Origin of the sequence: Planomicrobium sp. CPCC 101110 (genome assembly GCF_007859395.1) — a bacterium.
In the GTDB taxonomy this organism is placed as follows: domain Bacteria; phylum Bacillota; class Bacilli; order Bacillales_A; family Planococcaceae; genus Planococcus.
On sequence record NZ_VOHD01000003.1, the window covers coordinates 812,473 to 835,529 of the forward strand.

Annotated in this window: 12 protein-coding genes; 9 read left to right on the forward strand and 3 right to left on the reverse strand. The window is 44.9% G+C overall.

All coding sequences use genetic code 11. The annotated features are described in order from the left end of the window. Positions 1-103: 103 nt before the first annotated feature. On the forward strand, positions 104-745 hold the full coding sequence (locus FQV30_RS04080) for a hypothetical protein (RefSeq protein ID WP_146498852.1): 642 nt from the start codon (positions 104-106) through the stop codon (positions 743-745). 235 nt (positions 746-980) lie between these two features. Continuing rightward, on the forward strand, positions 981-2,312 hold the full coding sequence (locus FQV30_RS04085) for a S1C family serine protease (RefSeq protein WP_186725512.1): 1,332 nt from the start codon (positions 981-983) through the stop codon (positions 2,310-2,312). Positions 2,313-3,011: 699 nt separating this feature from the next. Here the strand turns inward: FQV30_RS04085 and FQV30_RS04090 are convergent. Beyond that, entirely contained in the window at positions 3,012-4,040 is a 1,029-nt protein-coding gene (locus FQV30_RS04090; RefSeq protein WP_255473299.1) for a C40 family peptidase, read from the reverse strand. A gap of 825 nt (positions 4,041-4,865) precedes the next feature. Continuing rightward, a complete protein-coding gene (locus tag FQV30_RS04095; protein WP_146498854.1) occupies positions 4,866-5,624 on the reverse strand; it encodes a C40 family peptidase in 759 nt (252 codons plus the stop codon). Between the two features lie 1,095 nt (positions 5,625-6,719). On the opposite strand from FQV30_RS04095, the gene FQV30_RS04100 reads away from it, so the two are divergent. The 7 genes from FQV30_RS04100 to FQV30_RS04130 all read left to right on the forward strand — a co-directional run bounded on the left by FQV30_RS04100 (position 6,720) and on the right by FQV30_RS04130 (position 22,058). After that, positions 6,720-7,739 carry an acyltransferase gene (locus tag FQV30_RS04100; protein ID WP_146498855.1) on the forward strand — a complete coding sequence of 340 codons (1,020 nt, stop codon included), beginning with the start codon at positions 6,720-6,722 and terminating at the stop codon, positions 7,737-7,739. A 136-nt stretch (positions 7,740-7,875) separates the two neighbouring features. Next, on the forward strand, positions 7,876-10,914 hold the full coding sequence (locus FQV30_RS04105; protein ID WP_146498856.1) for a S8 family serine peptidase: 3,039 nt from the start codon (positions 7,876-7,878) through the stop codon (positions 10,912-10,914). 529 nt (positions 10,915-11,443) lie between these two features. Then, positions 11,444-14,491 carry a S8 family serine peptidase gene (locus FQV30_RS04110; protein WP_146498857.1) on the forward strand — a complete coding sequence of 1,016 codons (3,048 nt, stop codon included), beginning with the start codon at positions 11,444-11,446 and terminating at the stop codon, positions 14,489-14,491. Between the two features lie 289 nt (positions 14,492-14,780). Continuing rightward, on the forward strand, positions 14,781-16,739 hold the full coding sequence (locus FQV30_RS04115; protein ID WP_146498858.1) for a bifunctional 2',3'-cyclic-nucleotide 2'-phosphodiesterase/3'-nucleotidase: 1,959 nt from the start codon (positions 14,781-14,783) through the stop codon (positions 16,737-16,739). A gap of 584 nt (positions 16,740-17,323) precedes the next feature. Continuing rightward, complete coding sequence (locus FQV30_RS04120) at positions 17,324-20,314, forward strand: S8 family serine peptidase (RefSeq protein ID WP_483312750.1); 2,991 nt, start codon at positions 17,324-17,326, stop codon at positions 20,312-20,314. A 331-nt stretch (positions 20,315-20,645) separates the two neighbouring features. Continuing rightward, complete coding sequence (locus tag FQV30_RS04125) at positions 20,646-21,587, forward strand: trypsin-like peptidase domain-containing protein (RefSeq protein WP_146499565.1); 942 nt, start codon at positions 20,646-20,648, stop codon at positions 21,585-21,587. 255 nt (positions 21,588-21,842) lie between these two features. Then, on the forward strand, positions 21,843-22,058 hold the full coding sequence (locus FQV30_RS04130; protein WP_146498860.1) for a hypothetical protein: 216 nt from the start codon (positions 21,843-21,845) through the stop codon (positions 22,056-22,058). Positions 22,059-22,132: 74 nt separating this feature from the next. Here FQV30_RS04130 and tagU read toward each other — a convergent pair whose 3' ends face one another. Continuing rightward, on the reverse strand, positions 22,133-23,050 hold the full coding sequence (gene tagU / locus FQV30_RS04135; RefSeq protein WP_146498861.1) for a polyisoprenyl-teichoic acid--peptidoglycan teichoic acid transferase TagU: 918 nt from the start codon (positions 23,048-23,050) through the stop codon (positions 22,133-22,135). Between the last annotated feature and the right edge of the window lie 7 nt (positions 23,051-23,057).

Genomic DNA, 23,057 nt, shown 5'->3' on the forward strand with positions numbered 1-23,057 from the left:
TTCAAATTAACATATTTCTAAAAATTCTAATTATTGTATTTGTTTTTTTCCAGATTCTTGTATACTTGTTTATAATCCCGACTATAACAAAGAGGTGGAATCATTGGAAAAACGCGTGATAAGCAAGCTATTAATAAGTTTTGTGTTGTTTATATCTGTTGTTTTATCATTTAACTTATCCCCGCTTGCTGCAGGAAAAGATCCTGTTTTTGTAGTGGTTGGACCTGGTGGCCCGTCCACTCCAGGCAAGCAGTTTGCTGACCCGGACTTCTCGGGGGAAACTGCGATTGTTGTAGCAGGAGTGGCTGATGATAATGGCAATTTGGCCATCCATTTCAGCGAAGTGACAGTTGCAAAGCTCCTTATCAGCAAAAAACCGTTGAAAGTTGATATGCCTGGTGCTGACTTAACTTTCTCCGCCGGTAATATCAGGGAAATTGTGACGGCGGCTGGCGATATATTCACTTTGCAGCTTGGATACGATTACGCCAGAAAAGCAGGCAACCGTACCGCTGTAACCAATCAAATCTCGATCGGCATAAAAAACGTGGGAGGAAATAACAAGGCGGTCAGTTTCTCTCCTGCCGCAAAGCTTGCATTTGATGTAAGCAGCGGGGCGAAAAATTTGAAAGGCGCAAAAAAGGCGGCCAATGGCCAATGGAAGAACACCGCCGGTAAGAAAAGTGGCAGCACTTTCACTATATCTATGAACGATCTTGGAAACTACACTGTCGTTTCCGATTAACCTATACCGAGTGAAGAAGGCTGGATTCCTTTTCGAGGGAATCCAGCCTTTTTGAACGGTAAAAAGTTTAAATTGATTATCCTCCTTCTTTTTGTTATATTAGTTCGAGGAATTGTAAATTTCTCTAAACAATAACAACAATAACGCAAGTTTTAAATCTGCGATTTATATTTGAAACTATAAGATTTTTGAAACGTCTATTATATGACCATAAAAGATGAAAAGAGTTGAACATATGAACAAGCGATTGGAAAACAGAAAATCCGCTCAAGCAAGAAAACGCATATTCATGACCGTATGGTCGTTTCTTTTATTAGCGGCTATCGGGCTTGGTGGTTACTTTTTAGTTGCAACGCCTGATTCATCGGCGCAACTGGTCAGCAAACAAGATTCTTTTGCCGGAAAAACGTACGCCGGCTTTAAAATAGCGGAAGAAGATGTCGAAGAGCTCAAGCAACCGGAGACCCCGATAGAAGGTGCTGTGGAAGATGTGAGGGAAGAAACTGCTGAAGCGCCGGTGGAAGAACCTGCAGAAGAGCCAGTCCCTGAGGTGATAGAAAGCGCCGAACCGGTTGTGGCACCGAAAAAAGATCTATCAACGACAATCGCCAATGCAAAATCATACGTTTACACCATATATACGGATTTGGAACAAGGATCTGGATTCCTGTTTAATACTGAAGGCGATATTTTAACAAACGCCCATGTCGTCAAAGATGCTTCTTATGTGGTCTTGACCAACAGCGACGGGCAGGAATTCACGGGGCAAGTGATCGGGATTTCGGAAACAACCGATATTGCCCTGGTGCGAGTGGAAGCTTTAGCGGGGAAAGAACCGATGGCGATGGAAACTTCCCAAGTGGAAGTGGGCACAGAAGTGTTCGCCCTTGGAAGCCCTGAGAACATCAGCAACACCGCAACGGAAGGCCAAATCACCGGTACCAGCAAAAACTTCTCAGACGATTATGAATACAAGGATTTATACGAAATGAACGCAACGATCAAAAAAGGTTCAAGCGGCGGCCCGTTGATTGCTGCAGAAACTGAGCGCATCCTAGGCATCAATTCGATCATTCTCGAAGACGATCCGAACATCGGCTATGCCATTCCGATCTACACCGTCATCGATCAACTGAATGAGTGGGTTAAAAACCCGATCCAGTACGAAGACGACGAAGTGGTGCTGCCGGACGTCAAAGATGCACACTTTGACAAAGAGCTCTTAAAGAGCTTTATAGAGGCCTATTACGAGTTGCTTCCATATTCATTGAACGACCAGAAAATAGCTTACTACCAATCTTACTTGCTTCCAGGAAGCCAAGGAGAAATAGAAGGCAAGAAATTAGTTGAAGAACTGGCTATTGAAGACCGGACCTTCGACATCATCAAGCCAACTGTCAAGAACATCGAAATCGGCGAAGAAAAGGCCGTTATAGAAGTGGAAGCAGTTTTCACGTTCCATAGTCCGGAAAATGATGAAACTGCTACAATCACCCATAACAAGCTTTATACCGTAGTGATCGATGAATTCGGCGACTATATGATAGAAACAATTGAAGACAAATAAGAACGAGCAGGATCCCGGGGATGGTTCCCCGGGATTTTTTATGTGGAAGAGGGAGTGGAGAGGCTGGGAATATTTTCTTCATGAAGTTTTGGGGTTTTAACATGTAATACTTCAGCTTCTACAAGAACTCATACGGGGCTTGCATAACAAACCTGGTTTTTTACAGGGTTATTTGCATTTCTATATGAATTTCTTAAAAAGCCTCTCTAAAACAAACGTTTAAACTGAAGTTAGATTCTCGTGATTGAACAAGCTCTATCCAAACAATAGATTTTTCTTGGATCAGAAAGCGGCATGGGAATACTTTCTTCATGAAATTTCAAAGTTTCACATGAACAAACGAAGCATATACATAAATTCTTTAGTTCTATACATAATAAACCAAGCCTTCTAAAGGAGTTATTCGCAATTCTATCTGGATTTCCTAAAAGTTCCTTAGAAATCACAGGCTCAAAGCGACTAAAGATGCTGCTTGTCGAGCGAGTTGCGTTTTGTCAAAAAGCCTTGCTAGGATCAAAAAACGGGATGGGAAAACCTGCTTCATGATTCAACATGAACAAGTATAGCCATTAAATGATGTCTTCCGCTCCATACACAACAAACTACAAGTTTAATAGGTGTTATTCTAAAACGCACTGCTATATATTGGAATATAAAAAGCCGGCCATCGAAAATGATGGCCGGCTTTCTAAGAGCTCCTTAGTAGCTTCTGAAGCTATGGAATTTTTTGCCCCAATAAGAATCGTTCAAGCTTACAACCGCTGCCTTAGAGCCGCCAGCGTGCACGAACTGGTTGTTGCCGATGTAGATTCCGACATGCGAAATGCCTGCACGGTAAGTGTTCGCGAAAAACACAAGATCTCCAGGCTGCGGGTTTGAAACATGAGACGTTTCCGCATATTGCGAAAGTGTAGTGCGCGATATGGATTTCCCGGCTTGCTTGAATGCGTACTGGATAAATCCGCTGCAGTCAAAGCCGCTCGGAGTTGTGCCGCCGAACACGTAAGGAGTTCCTCGTAGAGCCAATGCTTCGGAGACGACTTTAGAATCGATAGATGAAGAACTAGATGCTTTTTTAACAGTAGTTGACGCTTTTTTAGCAGTCGACTTGGTTACCAACGTGCTTATAACCCAACCTTTTTTTGAGCCGATTTTCACTTTATACCAAGTTTGGCTGCCGACTTTCTTTTTGTGGGTAGCAGTAGCCTTGGCACCTTTTTTAGCGACGGTTACCACTTTATATTTAGTGCTCGCCCCTGAACGGACGTTAGAAGAGTATTTGAATTTATATGTCCCGGATAACTTTGATGCCTTGCTTGAAGATGTTGATGCCTTTTTGGCAGATGCTTTCTTAGTTAGAAGTGTGCTTAAAACCCAACCTGATTTTGAACCGACTTTCACTTTGTACCAAGTTTTGCTGCCAACTTTCTTTTTGTAAGTGGCAGTGGCAGTAGCGCCTTTTTTAGCAAGCGTTACTTTTTTATATTTTGTGCCCGCATTTTGGCGGACATTCGTGTTGTATTTGAATTTGTATGTGCCAGACATTTTTGTAGCTTTGCTTGAAGCAACTTGCTCGACATCCAAGTTGTATCCGCTGGTTGTTGACTGGTCTGCGACTGCTGTAGTGACAGCATTAGTTTTAGAGTGGATCGCCGCTTCTGCATCTGTGGCCGAGTTAGATAAGATCAATGAACCTGCTGCTAAGATTGTAACGAATAATTTTCTCATTGTTTTCCCCTAACGTTTTTTGTTATCCCAGAATAAGGATTAAGTGTTCGTTCTCTGTTAACAACTATAGGGACTATAGATCCAAAATACAATGTCAGTAACATTTCTAAAGTATTACAATTATATTACATAATGGAAAAACGCTTACAAATACTGCTGCAATAGGGTTTCTTAAAATATGAAAAATGTTTAAAAACTAAAAGAAAAGGATATATTAAAAGGATTTTGGAAAAATATAATGTAATTTAATTCTATTTAGAAGAGTAAATAAACCTAAAAAGGAGATGGATTTACATCTATGCACACTAAAAGGATGAAATTATCTAGTTGAAAATTAAAATTCGAGCTGGAGAATAAAACGTATAAGAGGGCTTCGAAAAAGGGGTAAAAATTACTAGTCATAACCTTAAAGAAATTATTAGATAGATGAAAAATGATTTTATCTTTTATAGAAATAACTGCCTATAATTATTTCAAAGTAACTATCTATAATATTTAATAAAAGGAATGAAAGTTAACAGGTTTATGATGAAGGGAACCAAAGAGACAGGGCTGGAGAGAAGAGCGAATGAGTTTCTTCTATATAAATAGTGTTTGCTTGCAAGTGGTATTCTCGCCGAAAAACTGCAGAGCGCCGTTTGAGCGAATTTCATATAGAAGCTCAAATTTGTTGTGAAGGGATGCTGCCGATTCATGAAGAAACGCGGATTGATGTTATAAGAATGCAGATACTTCATGTAAGAGGCCTTGAACTGCATAAAGAAATAGCGTTCAATAAAAAAAAAGCCAACGCCGATGATCGGTGTTGGCTTTTCAATCTGTTTCTTAGAAGCTTCTGAAGCTATGGAATTTAGGTCCCCAGTAAGAGTTGTCCAAGCTAATTACTTCAGCTTTTGAACCGCCAGAATGAACGAACTGGTTGTTGCCGATGTAGATGCCGACGTGAGAGATCCCAGGACGGTACGTGTTAGCGAAGAATACTAGATCTCCTGGTTGTGGAGAAGAAACAGCTTTTGTTTCTGCGTATTGAGTAAGTGTTGTGCGTGAAACTGATTTGCCAGCTTGCTTGAATACGTACTGGATGAAACCGCTGCAGTCGAATCCTGCAGGTGTAGTGCCGCCAAACTTATAAGGTATGCCTTTAAGTGACAAGCCTACAGAAACAACTTTAGAATCTAATGAAGACGAACTTGACACTGTTTTGACTGTGCTTGATTTTGAAACTAGTGAGCTTAGGACCCAACCAGTTTTAGTTCCAGTTTTCACTTTGAACCATGTTTTTCCGCCGACTGTCTTTTTGTAAGTTGCTTTAGCAGTAGCGCCTTTTTTGCCGACTGTTACCACTTTATATTTAGTGCCCGCATCTTGGCGGACGTTTGTGTTGTATTTGAATTTATATGTTCCAGAGATGGCAACTGCTTTGCTTGAAGCAACTTGCTCAACATCCTGGGAGTTTACTGTGTTTGTATATGCAATCGCTGTGTTAGCGTTTGAAGTAGAGTTGATTGCCGCTTCGGCATCCGTGGCTGAGTTAGATAAGATCAATGAACCTGCTGCTAAGATTGAGAAGACTAATTTTTTCATTGTTTTTCCCCTAACGTTTTTTGTTATCCAAGAATAGGATTGGGTGTTTCGTTCTCTGCTACTTACTATAGGGGGTGAAACTATGAAAAACAATGTTAATTCGATTGCAGTTATATTACAGTTGTATGACAATAATATTTTTTGCTCTAAAACGTTGATATATCAACGTTTTGAAGCGTTGAAAAAAATAAGAAAAAATGTTTAAAAAGAAAAAAAGATGGGAATGAAAAGAAAATGTGCAAAAAATCATTTACCTTTTAACAAAAATATTGGTAATTATTTCTTCTATTTTCATCTTTATTTCTAATTACTTGTTAATTTTAATGAAAAAATTACTAAAAATAAACTCCATATCTAATCTATTAGCCTATACAGAATTAGTGAAAATAACTTACATATATTTACTTAAAAATGCAAGAAAATCATTCTGCCTATTGTAACAGGATCTGGACGCGACTGGAGAAATGATGTGTATTAGAACAGTTTCTATTATTGAAATAACATTTGGATTTCATCCAGTGATTTCTGATATCATCTTTTTACATATGAAAAATTTACTTATTAAAAATACACTAAAACTAGTCAAAAAAATGTTATTTCAATATTTAAAAAAGGCATTTTTAATATAATGCAATTTTCTTATTATACCGATAATTCTTTTTGGCGTTTTAATAAATCCATCGACTGCGCCCAATTGAACGGCTTATATAGAAGTATTTTCTTTTTTCCTAGACCATCTACATGGCCTGTCATCTCTCAATACTGATCCTCCTCATGTAAGAGGTTTTCTGGGTCCCTATAAGCCAGAAAAAAAAAGCATCCGCAGCAGCGAATGCACATCACTAAGCGAAAGCTTTTTATATAGTTCATGCGCCGAACCGGCCAGGAATGGATCGCTTTGTGTATTATAAGAAAGTCGGAACTCGTCTCCAATAAGTGGGAACTGGCTTCGTAAAAGTTGGAACTCATCTCCAATAAGTCGGGACTCATCAAAAAGCGGAACGCCGCATCCTAAAAGTTTCATCTTCCCAAAGGTAGGGGAAAGGAAAACTGACACCGATACATACTGAACATCTAGAGAAAGGTGGTGCACTAATGGCCAAAAGGTACGACTACATGGATTGGCTCCGTGTGCTGTCGATTTTTGCTGTGGTGGGCATCCATGTTATATCAAGAGTCGTCAATCATACTCCCCCGACCGAGTGGCAATGGCAGTATGCCCATGCGCTTGGGTCAACTCTCCGCTGGTGTGTGCCGGTCTTTTTTATGTTGAGCGGAGCATTGCTCTTGACGCGAAAGCCGGATGAGCCGGTGTGGAGCTTCTTGAAAAAGCGGCTGGCGAAAGCGTTCGTCCCGCTCATTTTTTGGAGTGCGGTCTACATCGCCTACCGGATTTTCCAGCAGGACCGCTCATACACCGTTTGGGAAGCGGTGCAGCTGTTTTTCGGGGAAGATATCTACTTCCATTTGTGGTTCCTCTATACGATCATCGGCCTTTACTTGATGGCGCCGTTTCTTCGGATCCTCGTCCACAATATGAACCAAAAAACATTCCTCTATTTTCTCGGGTTCTGGTTTCTGTTCACCGGCATCTTCCCGGTGCTGAAGAAATTCTTGCAGCTGGAAATGGCTTTTCCGGCAGGCATGTTTGAACCGTATATCGGCTATTTCATGCTCGGTGCGTACCTGTTCCTGTATCCCATTTCGAAAAAATGGCTGCCTTTGCTCGGCGTGCTTGCTGCGGCGGGAATTTTCGTCACGCTTTTCGGCAATCTGTATTTGACGGACAAGGCCGGTGAATTTGATGGATTCTTCTATGAGCATTTCCGTCCGAATTCGATGGCCATCACGTTGTTCGTATTCGTCCTGTTCCAGCACCTGGCCCCCCGAATAAAACCGAATCCGCTGATTACGAAGCTCAGTCTCGCGACACTCGGCATCTATGTGATCCATCCGCTCGTGCAGGTGTACCTGAACTTATGGTTCGGATTGAACGAAAGCACGATCAATCCCATTATCGGCATCCCATTTCTCTGGCTGCTGATATACTCCATTTCATTCGGAATCATTTTGATCTTGCAGAAACTGCCCGTCATCAAATATATCGTTCCTTAAAAAGCACACATTGCGTGTGCTTTTTATTTCTCTATTTATATAGAAGAAACTTACTCTAAAATCAAATATTTATGATAAACTATATTTGTTTAAATTTTCTGATTTCAATACATATCATTTAGAGGAGGAGTGGGAAGTGGGCGGAACCAAAACGAAAAACCTGTTTAGCCGCATGTTGCCGCTGGTATTGGTCTTATCGATCTTATCTCCGTTTTCTATAACGGCAGCGGAAGGAACCGAAAGAAATCACGAGCTTGAAGCAGCAATCGAAGAACAGATGAGGCTGTCAGCAAGAGGTCCGAGGCTCCATCAGGATTTGAGGAATATTGATGGAGACAAGCAAGTGGCGGTCATCGTCCATCTTGCGGAAAAACCGGTCGCGCTTGAAGAAGGCATAAGGGCATCAAAGGGACAGATGTTTTCAAAAGAGCAGGCAACCGATACTAAAGCGAAAGTCGAGTTGCAGCAAACACAAGTCCGGTCAGAACTTCAAGCAAAGAACATCTCTTATGAAGAAACCCATTCCTACTCGACGGTCTTGAACGGCTTTTCAGCCACCGTAAAAGCAGGAGATCTGGAAAAAATGCTTGAAGTGCCGGGTGTCCGCTTTATCGAACCGGACCATGCGGTGAAAGCGATGGCGGACGGAGCGCCGCAAACGGCCGAGCCGCAAGCGAAAGGCGCGGATCCCACACCGGCGCTCCTAGGAGTGGATAAACTTTGGGCGGAAGGAATCGAAGGGGAAGGCATCAAAGTGGCGGTGCTCGACACAGGCATCGACCCGGACCATCCGGAATTCAAAGGCGTCTTCAAAGGCGGCAAGAACTTCGTCCAGTTTTCTTCCCGGTACACCAAGCCGCGCCCGTCAGATGACCCTTCCGAAACCAAGCCGTCGGAGCGTCCGGCCAATATGCCGGAGTTCAATGAATGGGGAATTCCATACGCGACCTACCACGGCACACACGTAGCAGGGACAATCGCTGCCATCGGGGCAAACTCTTTCGGCTTCAAAGGCATCGCACCGAAAGTGGAGCTGTATGCTTACCGGGTGATGGGCGCGTATGGAAACGGCCAAGTGTCATGGGTTCTTGCCGGCATTGAAGAAGCGGCAGAGCAGGACATGGATGTCCTTAACTTGTCGCTAGGGGAATTCGATACGTCCGAATCGAACAGCATGGCGTATGCCGTCAACAACGCGACGCTCGCCGGCACCACTTCCGTTTTGGCGGGAGGAAATGACGGCCCGTACCGTTCGTCGATAGGCGCTCCGGCAACATCGCGCCTCGGCATCGCAGTCGGCAACACGACGCTTCCTGAAGAGCGGCATTCAGCAGAGGTAAGCGCAGTGATCGGCGATTACACCTTCAAGAAAACCGTGAACTTGATGGCGACGATGTTCAATGAAAATCCCGCTGAGCAGCTGACCGGCGAATATGAGCTCGCTGCAATACCGGACGCCGGCCGGCAAAAGGACTATGAAGGCATTGATGTGACCGGCAAAGTGGCGGTAGTCGCGCTCGGCCGCATCACGCCGGAAGAAAAAATAAGGGTCGCCAAAGCGAACGGAGCAGTTGCCGTTTTCCTCCATAATATACGCAACGGGGAAAAGGCGCCGGAAGCGACCGGCCACTTTATCGGCGATGCGTTCGATTTTATCCCGGCGTTCGATCTGTCCCAGACGGACGGCGAAGCAATCCGTTCCGGGCTGAAAAACAGCAAAGGAACAGCGGCGTTCGGCGGCTTCAAGTCGGAAACCACCAAAGGCGATGAAGTGCATGACACGAGCAGCCGCGGCCCGAGCACACCGAATTTTGACATCAAGCCGGATGTCCTGGCACCCGGCATGCACATCCTGTCGACAAAGCCGATGTACAAAGCGGACTTCCCGGATGCTGATTACTCAAAAGCCTATACCCGGGATTCCGGCACATCCATGTCGGCGCCGCATGTGACCGGAGTTGCCGCCTTGTTGAAACAGGCCCATCCGGACTGGACGCCGTTTGACATCAAGGCCGCGCTGTCAAATACGGCCAAACATCTGGACAAAGAGCGGTTTGATGTGTTCGCACAAGGGGCAGGGCGCGTCCAGGCATACGCTGCAGCCCATTCTGAAGCACTCGCTTATGCCCAGGACCAAGCGGTGCAAAATGAAACCGGCGTCTTGGTCGAAAATCCAAAAGGCTCCGTCACGTTCGGCATCCACTCATTGAAAGAAAAAAACTTGTCGGTTTCGAAAAAGATCAAAGTGAAAGACATCAAAGGAACCGGCGGGGAATACAAGGCGACAGTAGAAGTGACAAAGACGTTCGGCAACGCCAAAGTGACCATCGATAAACCGGCGTTCACCTTGTCAGGCGAGCAGGAGCTGACCGCCACATTGACCGCTTCCCGGAATCAGGAAGCGGGGCCTGAGGCGGAAGTTCTCGGCTATATCCACATCAAAAAAGGCAAGACCGCCATTTCCTTGCCGTTTGCAGCAAACCTGAGCGGAGTCGGCGTCACTGAAATCCAGGGATTCACCCTATCGGAACCCGACCTTTCGCCAAACGGGGACGGCGTGAAGGACGAAGCGGAACTGAGCTTCACTGCTACAGCCGGCCTGAAAAGCTATGAAGCGACCCTTTACGACTTGGGCTCGGAATCCACGCCGGGCTATGAATACGGGGGGGAAATCGGCTATGTGTTCGAAGGGCAGGAGCTGAAAAAAGGCAAACATACCTTCAAGATCGATGGCACCTACAGACCATGGAACGGCGATCCGAGAACGACCATTCCGGACGGCCTGTACTCGCTTCAATTCCAAGGCACCACACAAGATGAACTGTTCTTCCCGTTTGTCTTCAAAGCCATCACGCCTTTTATCGTCAAGACCACAAAGCCGGTGATCACAGGCACCGTGTCCTCATCGACGGCGACCGGCAAAGTGGCGGACAAATATGTCGACTATATCCCGGCGCTGCAGAACTACAACGCGGAATACGCCATCAATGAAAAACTGAGCGCCAGCTATATCATCACCCGGAACGGTGCAGCGGAAGAAGCGGTGCCATTCAACCTCGAACAGGACGGCTCGTTCTCCGTACCGGTAGCACTGGATGATGCAGTAGAAAGAATCACCGTCGAAGTCACGGACGCCGCGGGAAATAGGGGTGAAGCAGTCATTTACCAAAAATAGCGGAGCGGGAGGGGGATCCCTCCCGCTTTTTTGTTTTCCATGCGGGAAGTTGGAAATCGGGGGTGGAAAGTTGTAACCCGCAAGGAGAAAGTTGTAACTCAGGCAAAGGAAGTTGGGACTCGAAAGCAAAAGGTTGTAATTCGACTGGAAAAGCCACAGCTCACTCCAACCAAGCCAGGAAAAGACAGGTTTGAAAGCTTTTCGCCAAGGCGGAAAGCCCTCACCCCAAAAAGAAGGCATTCGCCTCCGCGAACGCCGATCAAAACTCCTGCTATTTTTATGAAAGTTGGAACTCACGCCCGAAAAGTTGGAACTCATCCGAAAAAAGTTGCAACTCGCTCAATCCAGCTCGAAATGCATCCGGCATCAAGCTGAGTGACGATAAACTTTAAAATCCAATCCCCTTTTCCCTGATACTTTATTATCCTTTATGACGATAAAGTGATAAAAGTATCAAATAATTATGATAAAATAGAAGGACTCAAACGTTCAGATTTCCATACATACCTTGTTTAAGGAGGAGTTGGAAGTGAAAGGACGGGAAGCAAGAAAACTCTTCAGCAGCATATTGCCAGTGGTTTTGGTCTTGTCATTTTTATCACCGTTATCCCTATCAGCGGCAGCAGGCCAAGAGGGCGAAGAAAGTGAAAAACGGGCGACCATCGCAACGGCCATTGAAGAACAGCTGAAGCTGGCGGCCAAGGGACCAAGGCTCCATGAAGATTTGCAGAACGTTTCCGGCGACCAGGAAGTGGCAGTCATTGTCCATTTAACCGAAAAGCCTGTGGCATTTGAGGAAGGGATCCAAGCATCCCGTGGCCGAACGTTTTCACAAGAACGAGCAGTTGATATCAAAGCGGATGTCGAAGCGCAGCAAGCACAAGTCAGAAGCGAACTGCAGGAAAACAACATTCTATATGAAGAAACCCATTCCTACTCCACTGTCCTGAACGGCTTTTCAGCTCTTGTCAAAGCAGGTGATTTAAAGAGGATGCTCGAGCTGCCGACAATCCAAGGCATTGAACCGGACCAGACAGTCCGAATGGCTGAAGACGCAGCACAACTAACAGCAACGACCCAAGCAGCCAGCAGCGCCGTTTCCGTTCCAGCATTCTTAGGCATCGATAAGCTTTGGGCCGAAGGATTCCGAGGGGAAGGCGTCAAAGTGGCGGTGCTTGATACCGGCATTGACCCGGACCATCCGGAGTTTCAAGGCATTTACAAAGGCGGAAAGAACTTTGTCAGGCATTCGTTCAGATATACAAAACCGCGGGCGGACAACGACCCGTCTGAAACAAAACCATCAGAGCGGCCGAGTGATCAGCCCGAAATCAATGGACGTGGAACTCCATATGCGACATCGCACGGAACGCATGTAGCAGGAGCGATTGCTGCCATAGGGGCGAACCCTTTTGGATTCCAGGGATTAGCCCCTAAAGTGGATCTGTATGCTTACCGCGTCATAGGGGCATATGAATCCGCTCAATTGTCATGGATTCTTGCGGGAATTGAAGAAGCGGCGGAACAGGATATGGATGTCATCAACTTATCCTTCGAATTTTGGAGTTCGTCCGAATCCAACAGCATTGCCTATGCCATCAACAATGCAATGCTTGCCGGAACGATTCCGGTATTGGCAGCGATAAGTGATAGTCCAGACCGCTCAACGATTTCGCCTCCTGCGACTTCCCGGCTTGGCATTGCAGTCGGAAATACGACGCTTCCTGAAGAAAAGCATAGCGGGGCCTTAAATGCTGCAATCGGTGATTACACATTGAAAAGAACCGCCAATCTCATAGCTTCAACATTCAATGAAAATCCGGCAGAGAAGTTGACGGGTCGCTATGAACTGGTAGCGGTTCCGGAAGAGGGGCGGCCGGAAAATTATCAAGGCATCGACGCAGCCGGAAAAGTAGCAGTTGTAGCTATGGGCCGGACAACGCCGGAAGAAAAAATACGCGCTGCCAAAGCGCAAGGGGCAGCAGCCATTTTGCTCCATAACGTTGCGAATGAAGAAAAGGCGCCTGAACCCTCGGGCACCTTCTTAGGAGAATCTTTCGATTATATTCCGGCATTCGACCTGTCCCAAGCGGACGGGGAAGCGCTTCGTCTGCATCTGAAAGAAGAAAAAGGAACCGTCGCATTTGACGGGTTCCAAGCAACGCTGACCCAAGGCGATGAAGTGGCTGAAAGCAGCGGCCAGGGACCGGTCAATCCGGATTATGATATCAAACCGGATATCCTGGCGCCCGGTATGCACATCCTGACGACAAAGCCGATTTACCTCCCGGATGCAGAATACAGCGAAGCATATACAAGCAGATCCGGGGCTGCCATGTCCGCTGCCCAGGTGACCGGCATTGTGGCGTTATTGAAACAGGCCCATCCGGACTGGACACCGTTCGACATCAAAGTCGCACTGTCGAACACAGCGAAAAGGCTGGATCCAAAGAAATACGATGTTTTCGCACAAGGTGCGGGGCGTGTCCAAGCTTATGCAGCAGTCCATCCTGAAGTGCTGGCCTATGCACAGGACGAAGCGGTGCAAAACGAGACTGGGGTTTTAACCGATAATTTGAAAGGAACCGTCACATTCGGTGTCCAGTCGATAAAAGAAAAGAATATCAAAGTATCAAAAAAGATTCTCGTGAAAGACATTTCAGGAGCGGGAGGGGAATTCGAAGCGACAGCCGAAGTGACTAAGCCTTACGGCGATGCCGAAGTGACTGTCGATAAACCGGCGTTCACTTTATCGGGCGAGCAGGAGCTGACCGTCACATTGACCGCTTCCAAAAATGAGAATGTGGAGCTTGAAGCGGAAGTCCTCGGCTATGTCCACCTGTCAAAAGGGGATACGACGATTTCCTTGCCCTTTGCGGCAGGCCTCAGCGACCTGGAATATATAGAACTTGAAAATATTCGTTTGACTGAAACCGATCTGTCCCCAAATGGGGATGGAGTGAAAGATCAAGCGGAAATGAGCTTTGGGTTGACCGATGATTTGAGCAGCTACAAAGCGACGATATTCAATCTGAAGGATGACCCTGAAGGAGGGACTCCTTTCTTTTCCGAAATGGGAGTCTTGTTCGATGGACAAGCGCTGAAAAAAGGCAAGCATGCCTTCACCCTCGACGGCACTTACAAGCCGTGGTACGGAGATCCGCGAACGGTCATCCCGGAAGGAGTCTATTCGATTCAATTTATAGGCTTCACACCTGCTGATGATGAATTTGCATCACTTTATGCGTCTTACATGCCGTTCTTCGTCAAAACTTCCAAACCGGAGATTACAGGATCGGTTTCATCTGGAACAGCAACCGGCAAAGTGGCGGACAAATACTTGGACTTCAACCAACTGCTGGCAGTGTATGAATCCGATTACGACTTGAATGAAAAACTTGACGCCTCCTATACTATTGCCCGAAACGGTCAAGCAGAGGGGCCGGTGCCATTTAATCTCAATCAAGACGGCTCCTTCTCCGTACCAGTGCCAACGGATGACACCATCGACAAGATTACTATTGGGGTAACAGATGCCGCAGGAAATAGGGGCGAAGCGGTCATTTACGAAAAATAAGCAGAGCGGGAGGGGATATCCCTCCTGCTTTTTATATCCTATGTGGGAACTGGAACTTAGAAAGTCGCAACTCGTCCATACACGCATCCCAACCTTCGAAAAGGTGATTCCAACTGATATTTCCCAGGAAATAAAATCTGACAATTCGAAATTCATTTCCCGGGAAATGAATTGTAAAAACAATTAAGAAAACATTTAATTATTACATCTTAATTACAAAAAGCAATTATTCAATAAATTCTATATATAATGAAAGCGTTGGACAAATCACTTTTAGGGAGATGAAACAATGTCGATTCAGAAGAAAGCGGCGATGACTGCTTCAGCAGTGGTTCTCGCGGTAAGCGGTTTAGTAACAGCGGACACAACGGCACTCGCAGCAAAAAATGCAGTGGACAACCCGGGTAAAGGTCTCGAAAAACAGGAAGTATCGCTTCGCATTCTCGGCACATCCGATATACACACAAATTTCGTGAACTATGATTATTACCAGGATAAAATCTCAAATAGCCTCGGATTAGCAAAAACCGGGGTTCTTATAAAGCAGGCACGCACAGAAAGCAAAAACTCGCTGCTGTTCGACAACGGCGACTTGATCCAAGGAACACCGCTTGGCGGCTACAAAGCGACTGTCGACAAATTGGAAGATGGCGAATTGCATCCGGCATACGCGGCGCTCCAGTCGCTGGATTTTGACGCATCAACGCTCGGAAACCATGAATTCAACTTCGGCCTCGATTACTTGGACGAAACACTGGATGACGCACCGTTCCCGGTATTGAATGCCAACGTCTACGACGCGGAAACAGGCAAAAACCGCTTTACGCCTTACACAATCATCGACAAAGAAGTGGTCGACAACAAAGGCAAAAAACAGACGATCCAAGTCGGGGTTATCGGAGTCGTTGCGCCGCAGATCATGAAATGGGACCGCGTGAACTTAGAAGGCAAAGTGGTCGCGAAAGACGCTGTGGAATCCGTCAAGAAGTTCTTGCCGGAAGTGAAAAAAGCGGGCGCTGACGTGGTTGTTGTCCTTTCCCACTCAGGCATGGGCGATGCCGTCCATGAAGTCGGCGAAGAAAACGTCACGTATCAGCTTTCCGAAGTTGAAGAAATCGACGCCATCATCACCGGCCACAATCACGAACAGTTCCCGGGAGCATATAGTGACTTGCCGAACGTCGACCAAGAACAAGGAACGATCAACGGAACGCCAGTCGTGATGCCAGGCAAGTTCGGCAGCCATTTGGGCGTAATCGACTTGACGCTGATGCCAAAAGGGAAAGAATGGACTGTTGTTGAAGAGGAAGCGGAACTTCGCGCCATCGACACAAAGAGCAACGACGTGGCTGAAGAAGTTGTCAATGCGGTAAAAGAAGCGCATGAAGCGACAATCAATTATGTCCGCCAGCCGGTCGGCGAAACATCTGCGCCGATCAACAGCTATTTCTCATTAGTGAAAGATGATCCATCTGTCCAAATCGTCAACAACGCACAAAAGTGGTTTGTTGAAGAGAAAGTCGCAGGAACAGCCAACGCTGATTTGCCGCTCCTGACTGCGGCCGCTCCGTTCAAAGCAGGCTCACGCAACGGCGCTGAGTATTACACAGATATCGCAGCAGGCAGCATCGCCATCAAAAACGTCGCAGACCTTTACGTTTTCGACAACACTGTATTTGCCTTGAAAATGACTGGAGCAGACGTGAAAGAATGGCTTGAAATGTCAGCGGGGCAATTCAACCAGATCAACCCGGCAGCGGCAGGCGAACAAGCATTGATCAACAACGACTTCCGCACATACAACTTTGACGTCATTGACGGGGTCACGTATGATATCGATGTAACCCAGCCAGCGAAATACGATGTAGACGGCAACTTGGTAAACGAAGGGGCAAACCGCATCAAGAACCTTACGTATAACGGAACACCGGTAGCAGACAAGCAGGAATTTTTGGTTGCTACAAACAACTACCGCGCGAGCGGCAACTTCCCGGGCGTCCGCAACGCCTCTGAAGCCATCGACTTTGCGTACGAAAACCGCCAAGCCATCATGGACTACATGCTGGAAACCGGCACGATAAACCCATCCGCTGACGGCAACTGGAACTTCGCGCCAATCGGCGGCGACGCAACACTCACATTCGAAAGCTCGCCAAAAGCCCAAGACGTGATCCCGGCAGACAGCGGCATCAAATACTTGGCACCAGCTACTGACGGGTTCGCTAAGTTTATTTTGGAAGTTGAATAAGTAGATAAGGAAGATAGCCATTCACTTTCGGAGTGAATGGCTATTTTTTTTTTGCAATAATGATCAAAATAGCTATGAAGGGAAAAGAAAGTTACAACTTGCAGATAATTAGGGGTCACAATAAAAGATAAATAAGATTTTTGCTCCTGAACTGTAACTACCAACATTAAAAAAGCGCATTATAAGCCCTCATATTAATAGGATTAAAATGATTAGTTGCTTCTGGTATCAAAGACATATAAATAGTATTTTTATCGGACAAAAAATACTATCTATTTTCTCAATAATGGGCAATAATGGTTATTAAAGAGGTTATTAGAAGGGGGTTATTAGAATATATTTACCCTATTGATAGTAATAATAGGTAAAGAAACAGATTAGAGGAATTTTGAATTTTTTAGGTTGAGCGTTGAACAGTACTAAAAAAACATAAGAGGTATTCGAAGGGTTGTTGAAATATGAAAGTGAAATTTTCTTTTTTAATAATCATCAGTTTTTTGGTGTCCTTTTTCATTTTTTCAACTAGTGCTTTAGCAGATAAAGTGTTAGTTGAGCCGAAGATTTCTAAAAATGATACGGTTACCATGTTTGATGATAACAAGGAATATAACTACAATGAATTGATTGTGAAGTTTAAAGCAGGAGCAACTGTGGCGGAGAAGAAGAAAGTTTTAAGCCTAATTGAAGGAACGGAAGTTTCGAGTATGTTGAATGGCGAATTTTCTCTCGTTTCGGTTCCGAAAGGTACTCAACTTGTCGTTGCCGCCGATAAGTTGCTTGAACAAAAGATTATCGAGTTCGTACAGCCGAACTATGAAGTTGAAAGTGCTTATGTACCGAGCGATTCAGGCTATAAAAAACAATGGCATTTGCCTAAGATCCAAATGCCGAAAGCTTGGGATACAACAAAAGGATCGAGCGCTATTACAGTTGCTGTTATTGATAACGGCGTTCAAGTGAGCCATCCGGATTTAAAAGGAAAGATTGTTTCTCCATATAATGCTGTGACAGGCGGAACTACTTTTTCTGCTCAACCGCATGGAACACATGTAGCTGGCATTATCGCCGCTTCGATCAATAAAAAAGGAGTCGCGGGCGTTGCTCCAAATGTGAAAATTATGCCGGTCAATGTATTCCAAACATCAGGAGGGGCATATGCCTATGACGTTGCTGTGGGCATTATCTATGCAGCTGACAAAGGCGCTAATGTCATCAATATGAGTCTTGGCGGTTATAACTATAGTTACGTGCAAGATGTTGCAACAACTTATGCGAAAAGTAAAGGGGTTACTATTGTAGCGGCGGCTGGGAATGATGATACATCCACACTTACATATCCTGCATCGTTGCCCTCTGTTATCGGAGTAAGCGCCACTAACAGCAGTGACAGAATAACCGGGTTTTCAAATTATGGCTCTCATATTGATTTAGCCGCACCAGGGCAAGATATCTATTCTTCGGTATCAGGAAGTTCTTATATGAATATGAGTGGAACGTCAATGGCATCGCCAGTGGTAGCGGGAGTAGCTGCATTGGTCTTATCGAAGAATCCATTGTTAAGCCCGGATCAAGTTGAAAATATCCTTACTGGATCAGCCGCTGATTTAGGAAGCGAGGGATGGGATTATTTTTATGGATATGGCCGGGTAGATGCCTTGAAGGCCCTGAAAAAAACGTCAGCACCTATGTCCGACATTTCGGCCTCTTCCACTTTTACAACATATGGGACAAATAAGAGCGGAATCAGCTTCACTGCACAAAAAGGGACCACGGTATCTGTTTACGTCCAAAACTCTAAAGGGACGACGATTAAGAAGTTGGTTAACCCGAAAAAGTGGAATGGCGGAAAGGTTACTGCAACTTGGGATGGCAAGCGGGACAATGGGTTATACGCACCTTCAGCCTCCTATACCGTTGTTGCCAAATTGACAAACGGCAAAGAAAACGTGTACAAGAAGAAAACAGTTAAACTTACAAACAAAGTGAAGCCGACTATTAAAATCGACTCATCGGTCCTATATTCGCCGGCAGTATCGAGCAAGCTGACACTTTCGTATGATGTTAACCAAACAACAAGCATTACCGCTAAAATTTATGATAGCAACAATACTTTAGTCAAAACTATATTTAGCGATAAAACCGTAACAGGCAAAACGAACAAAATAGAATGGAATGGGACTAACAGTAAAGGGGCCAGAGTGAAAGACGGTACGTACAAACTGGTCGTATCAGGAATTGGCGCAAATAAGATCAAGGCATCCAATGCCAAAGTGTCCATAAAGACTGATACCACTAAACCGACTTCCCAACTCGAAATTTTAGCGTCTCCATTCAAACTGGATGGGACTTCAAAATCTGCACTGAAAGTTACCCTTAAAGAAAAAGTCACTATGACCACTTATGTGACAACTGATAAAGGGGTAAAAGTAAAACGATTGACTAATAAACAAACGTTCAATGCAGGTGCAGCCACACTTGAATGGGACGGAAAAAATGATCAAAGCAAGTTTGTTGCCGAGGGCAACTATATGTATCAAACGGAAGTTAAAGATGTTGCAGGGAATGTGCTAGTGGCAAAGTCGAAAGTATTTTCTTTGGAAAACTGGCAAAAACCAGTCATTACTTCAACGAAGGACGTCACTTATAAGACGGAAGGAACTGCCTCCTTCAACTATAATTTAAGCAAGTCTGCATCGGTGACCGTTCAACTATTGAAAGATGGACAAGTTGTCCGGACAATAGAATCTGGCATCTCTAAAAATGCCGGAGCAAACACATTTGTCTGGGATGGCAAAGACCAAGAGGGGAATCTTCTTGCAGATGGAATATACCAATACACAATTACTGCAGTCGATAAATACAAAAACACAACTTCCTATACTGGAAACATGACAGTGACTGTTGCAGCGGCATTGGAAGCCGTGGAAATTTCGTACCCTTCGGTCGTGAATTTCTATGGCTATAATTATGGCAGCGATGTGTATTATAAATTATCGCATGATGCAACTGTAACGGTTGAAATCTATGACAGCAGCAACTACAAAGTACGGACAGTCGAAACAACATCCCGCAAAGCCGGCATCAATCATTTCAACTGGGACGGTTATGATGATGATGGATATCGTGCATATTGGGAAGGCGAGTTATATTATTATGTAGTCAAAGCTGAAAATTCAGCAGGAAATGAAACGACGGCCAAAGGGAAAATTACAAATGAGGAAAATCCTGCTTGGCTTACATCTCATAAATATTCCTTTACTCCGTCAAGCTACTATTATTGGGAAAATACAAAACTTAATTTGACGATAGACGTGAAAGAACCGATTACAATGACTTTGTATGTATATGACGATTACTATAGTTATACGGTAGAGGATGAGGCTGTCTACAAATTAGCCACAGGAACCAATCAAATAACCTATACTAAGAAGTCTACTTATGATTTGTATTATACTGTCCAATATGAAGACCAGTTGGGCAATCAGTACTTTTACGGAATAGATGAATCCGATTCCCAGTCATATAGTACGGAAAAACCCGTACTTTCTCCAAAAATAACGACACCTAAAAAATAATGTAAAAGGAAGTGGTCTTTTTAAAGATCACTTCCTTTTATTGTTTATAACTGTTTTGATCAAGCAAGTCCGAAAGTGCTGCTCCAGCAAATGCCGCCCCTCCATTTGGCAATTTCATTCGATCCTCTTATAAAACGCCACCCCTATCTTAGAAGAAATAACCAGCTTATTAGTCCTTTCAATTCCATACGCTTTTCAAAAGCAGTTCTATTGGAAAGTGGAATAGGTTTTTCGTATAAAAATACATCTATAAAATAGATTTATAATTCAGAATTATTAGTATATAAACGGGTATACGATCTATAACTAAGTCCAGTAGGAGGAGACCGCTATGTTTTGTTCCAATTGTGGATACAAAAACAAAGAGGCAGCGCGATTTTGCATAGACTGCGGCCGACCAATGGATCGAATCACCCGGATTCTTAAGCAACGAAAACGCAACAAACTGCACGCAATTGTCCTATCCTTCATGCTCATCGGGGCAGGATTCTCCGTCGCCCAGCTTAACGAAGAGGAAGCCGCACAGCCCGCGACCATAGAAGCGACCGCCAGCACCAAAGAGACACACGGCCAAGAACCGGCGCCAAAAACGGAAGCAGCCCCTCAAACAGAAAATGCCAATGAAAAAATCAATCTGATCGAAGAAACCCGGAACAAAGTCTTCACGATCAAAACAGACGAAACGTCCGGCACTGGTTTCCTGTTCACCGATAGCGGCATACTCGTCACTAATGCCCACGTAGTTGCCAGTAACGACAGGTTGATCGTGCGCAGCGCAGAAGGGGAAGAGCAACCGGGACGAGTCATCGGTATTTCAGTCGTAGACGACGTAGCGCTTGTCCTAGCGGAAGCCTATGCCGGCAACGCGCCGATCGAAGTGGAGGCAAACCAAACAGCAGTCGGCACAGAAGTCATCGCCTTCGGCAGCCCGTCCGGTTTTGAAAACTCGGCTTCCATCGGCTACGTCACCGGAACGGGCCGCGACTTCGAACACAACTTCATCTATAAGGACATGTACCAGATCGACGCCCAGCTCGCACCCGGCTCGAGCGGCGGTCCGCTTGTCGACGCCGCAACCGGGAAAGTCATCGCCATCAACTCGATCCAATACACAGACGGCAATTCCATCGGCTTCTCGATTCCGATGCACACAGTCGATAGTCTCCTTACGGACTGGCTGAACAACCCGATGTCTCAGGAAGAAATCGAACAAATACTCGGCCACTTAGACGAAAATGACTGGAGCAGCAAGCAGGACAGCGATACTTACTAGAATCCCTCGGTAAAAAGAAATAAAACCTAGTGTCCTGGTGTACAAATTTTCAGTTTATTAAAATCAAAAAGCCAATCAATTGGGATAGGAAAAAAGGCACGACACGTCTCTGGTTTTTATGTTTTTATAAAAAATCTATAGAATATATTAAAATAATGTGTATTTTAGACTAGTCAAAACGTCATTATACCTATATACTGGAAATAGAATAACAGACAGAAAGAAATCTTATAAGGGAAGAAGGTTGAATGGGCCATGGGAAATTACAAATCCTATAAAGACAAAGTTGAAAAGAAGTACAACCAAGACTTGAAAGAGATTTTAACCACACTCTATATTACAAATGAGCAAGGGCCATCCGTGAGCGCCAAACAACTCGGCATTCCACGTCAGGTATTCATGCATTTTGTAAACCACTATGGGTTAAAACCACTTAAACTAGACGACATTAAAAAAAAAGTTCTGGTTTAAAAAATTAGCCATAGTAGCTGCCAATTAAAACCAAGTCGCAAAAAACCGCGTTCTCAACCGAGAACGCGGTTTTTTTATACTCCTAAGTGGTTCTTTAACGTACTTTGGATTTCGGTCAACTCAGCATCATCCATCATGTAGTACCAAATGCCGTTGATTGTTTCGCCGTAACCTTCTTTTACAATAATCTGATCGACTGTGCCGACTGCGTCCCGGTAATTAGCTTGCACGTCAACCATTTCATCAAATGTCATGTTCGTGCGAACGTTGTCGCCAAGCGCACCAAAGATATCTTTGAAATTGACCAAACTGTTAACCGATGCGCCTTCGCGCATGATGCCTTGAAGCACTTGCTTCTGGCGGTCTTGACGGCCGAAATCGCCGCGTGGATCCTCATATCTCATACGGACAAACGCTAACGCCTGCTCGCCAGTCAGGTGGATATTGCCAGTTGCAAAGTCATCAAATGCCAGTGAATTATTCACATCCACACCACCGACTGCATCGACGATATCTTGGAACCCTTCCATGTTTACCTGCACCACATAGTCAATCGGGATATCCAATAAATTCTCGGCTGTTGCAAGTGACATTTCAATGCCGCCAAATGCATACGCGTGGTTGATTTTATCTGTCGTGCCATGTCCGACAATTTCCGTATACGTATCACGCGGTATGGAAACCATTTTCGTCGATTTTTCTGTTGGGTTAACTGTCATGACGACCATTGTATCCGAACGTCCTTGATCGCCTTCGCGCTCATCAACGCCAAGCAGGAGGACAGAGAATGGATCTTTATCCTCAAACACGACTTCTTCCGTCCGTTTTTCCGAGACTTCACGGTCAATCGGTTCGTGCATTTCTTCTAATGTATTTGATAAACTGTTGAAAACCATAAATACGTAAATGCCAATCCCTACAGCAAGCAATCCCAATATTCCAACAACCCAAGGCCAAATTTTCTTCTTGGCCTTTTTTCTGCTTTGTTCCATCAATCTT

What these genes read in the sequence shown, in the direction of transcription:
- FQV30_RS04085 (WP_186725512.1), top strand. Translation starts at nt 981, where the DNA reads ATGAACAAGCGATTGGAAAACAGAAAATCCGCTCAAGCAAGAAAACGC.
- FQV30_RS04090 (WP_255473299.1), bottom strand. Translation starts at nt 4,040, where the DNA reads ATGAGAAAATTATTCGTTACAATCTTAGCAGCAGGTTCATTGATCTTA.
- FQV30_RS04095 (WP_146498854.1), bottom strand. Translation starts at nt 5,624, where the DNA reads ATGAAAAAATTAGTCTTCTCAATCTTAGCAGCAGGTTCATTGATCTTA.
- FQV30_RS04100 (WP_146498855.1), top strand. Translation starts at nt 6,720, where the DNA reads ATGGCCAAAAGGTACGACTACATGGATTGGCTCCGTGTGCTGTCGATT.
- FQV30_RS04115 (WP_146498858.1), top strand. Translation starts at nt 14,781, where the DNA reads ATGTCGATTCAGAAGAAAGCGGCGATGACTGCTTCAGCAGTGGTTCTC.
- FQV30_RS04120 (WP_483312750.1), top strand. Translation starts at nt 17,324, where the DNA reads ATGTTTGATGATAACAAGGAATATAACTACAATGAATTGATTGTGAAG.
- FQV30_RS04125 (WP_146499565.1), top strand. Translation starts at nt 20,646, where the DNA reads ATGTTTTGTTCCAATTGTGGATACAAAAACAAAGAGGCAGCGCGATTT.
- FQV30_RS04130 (WP_146498860.1), top strand. Translation starts at nt 21,843, where the DNA reads ATGGGAAATTACAAATCCTATAAAGACAAAGTTGAAAAGAAGTACAAC.
- tagU (WP_146498861.1), bottom strand. Translation starts at nt 23,050, where the DNA reads ATGGAACAAAGCAGAAAAAAGGCCAAGAAGAAAATTTGGCCTTGGGTT.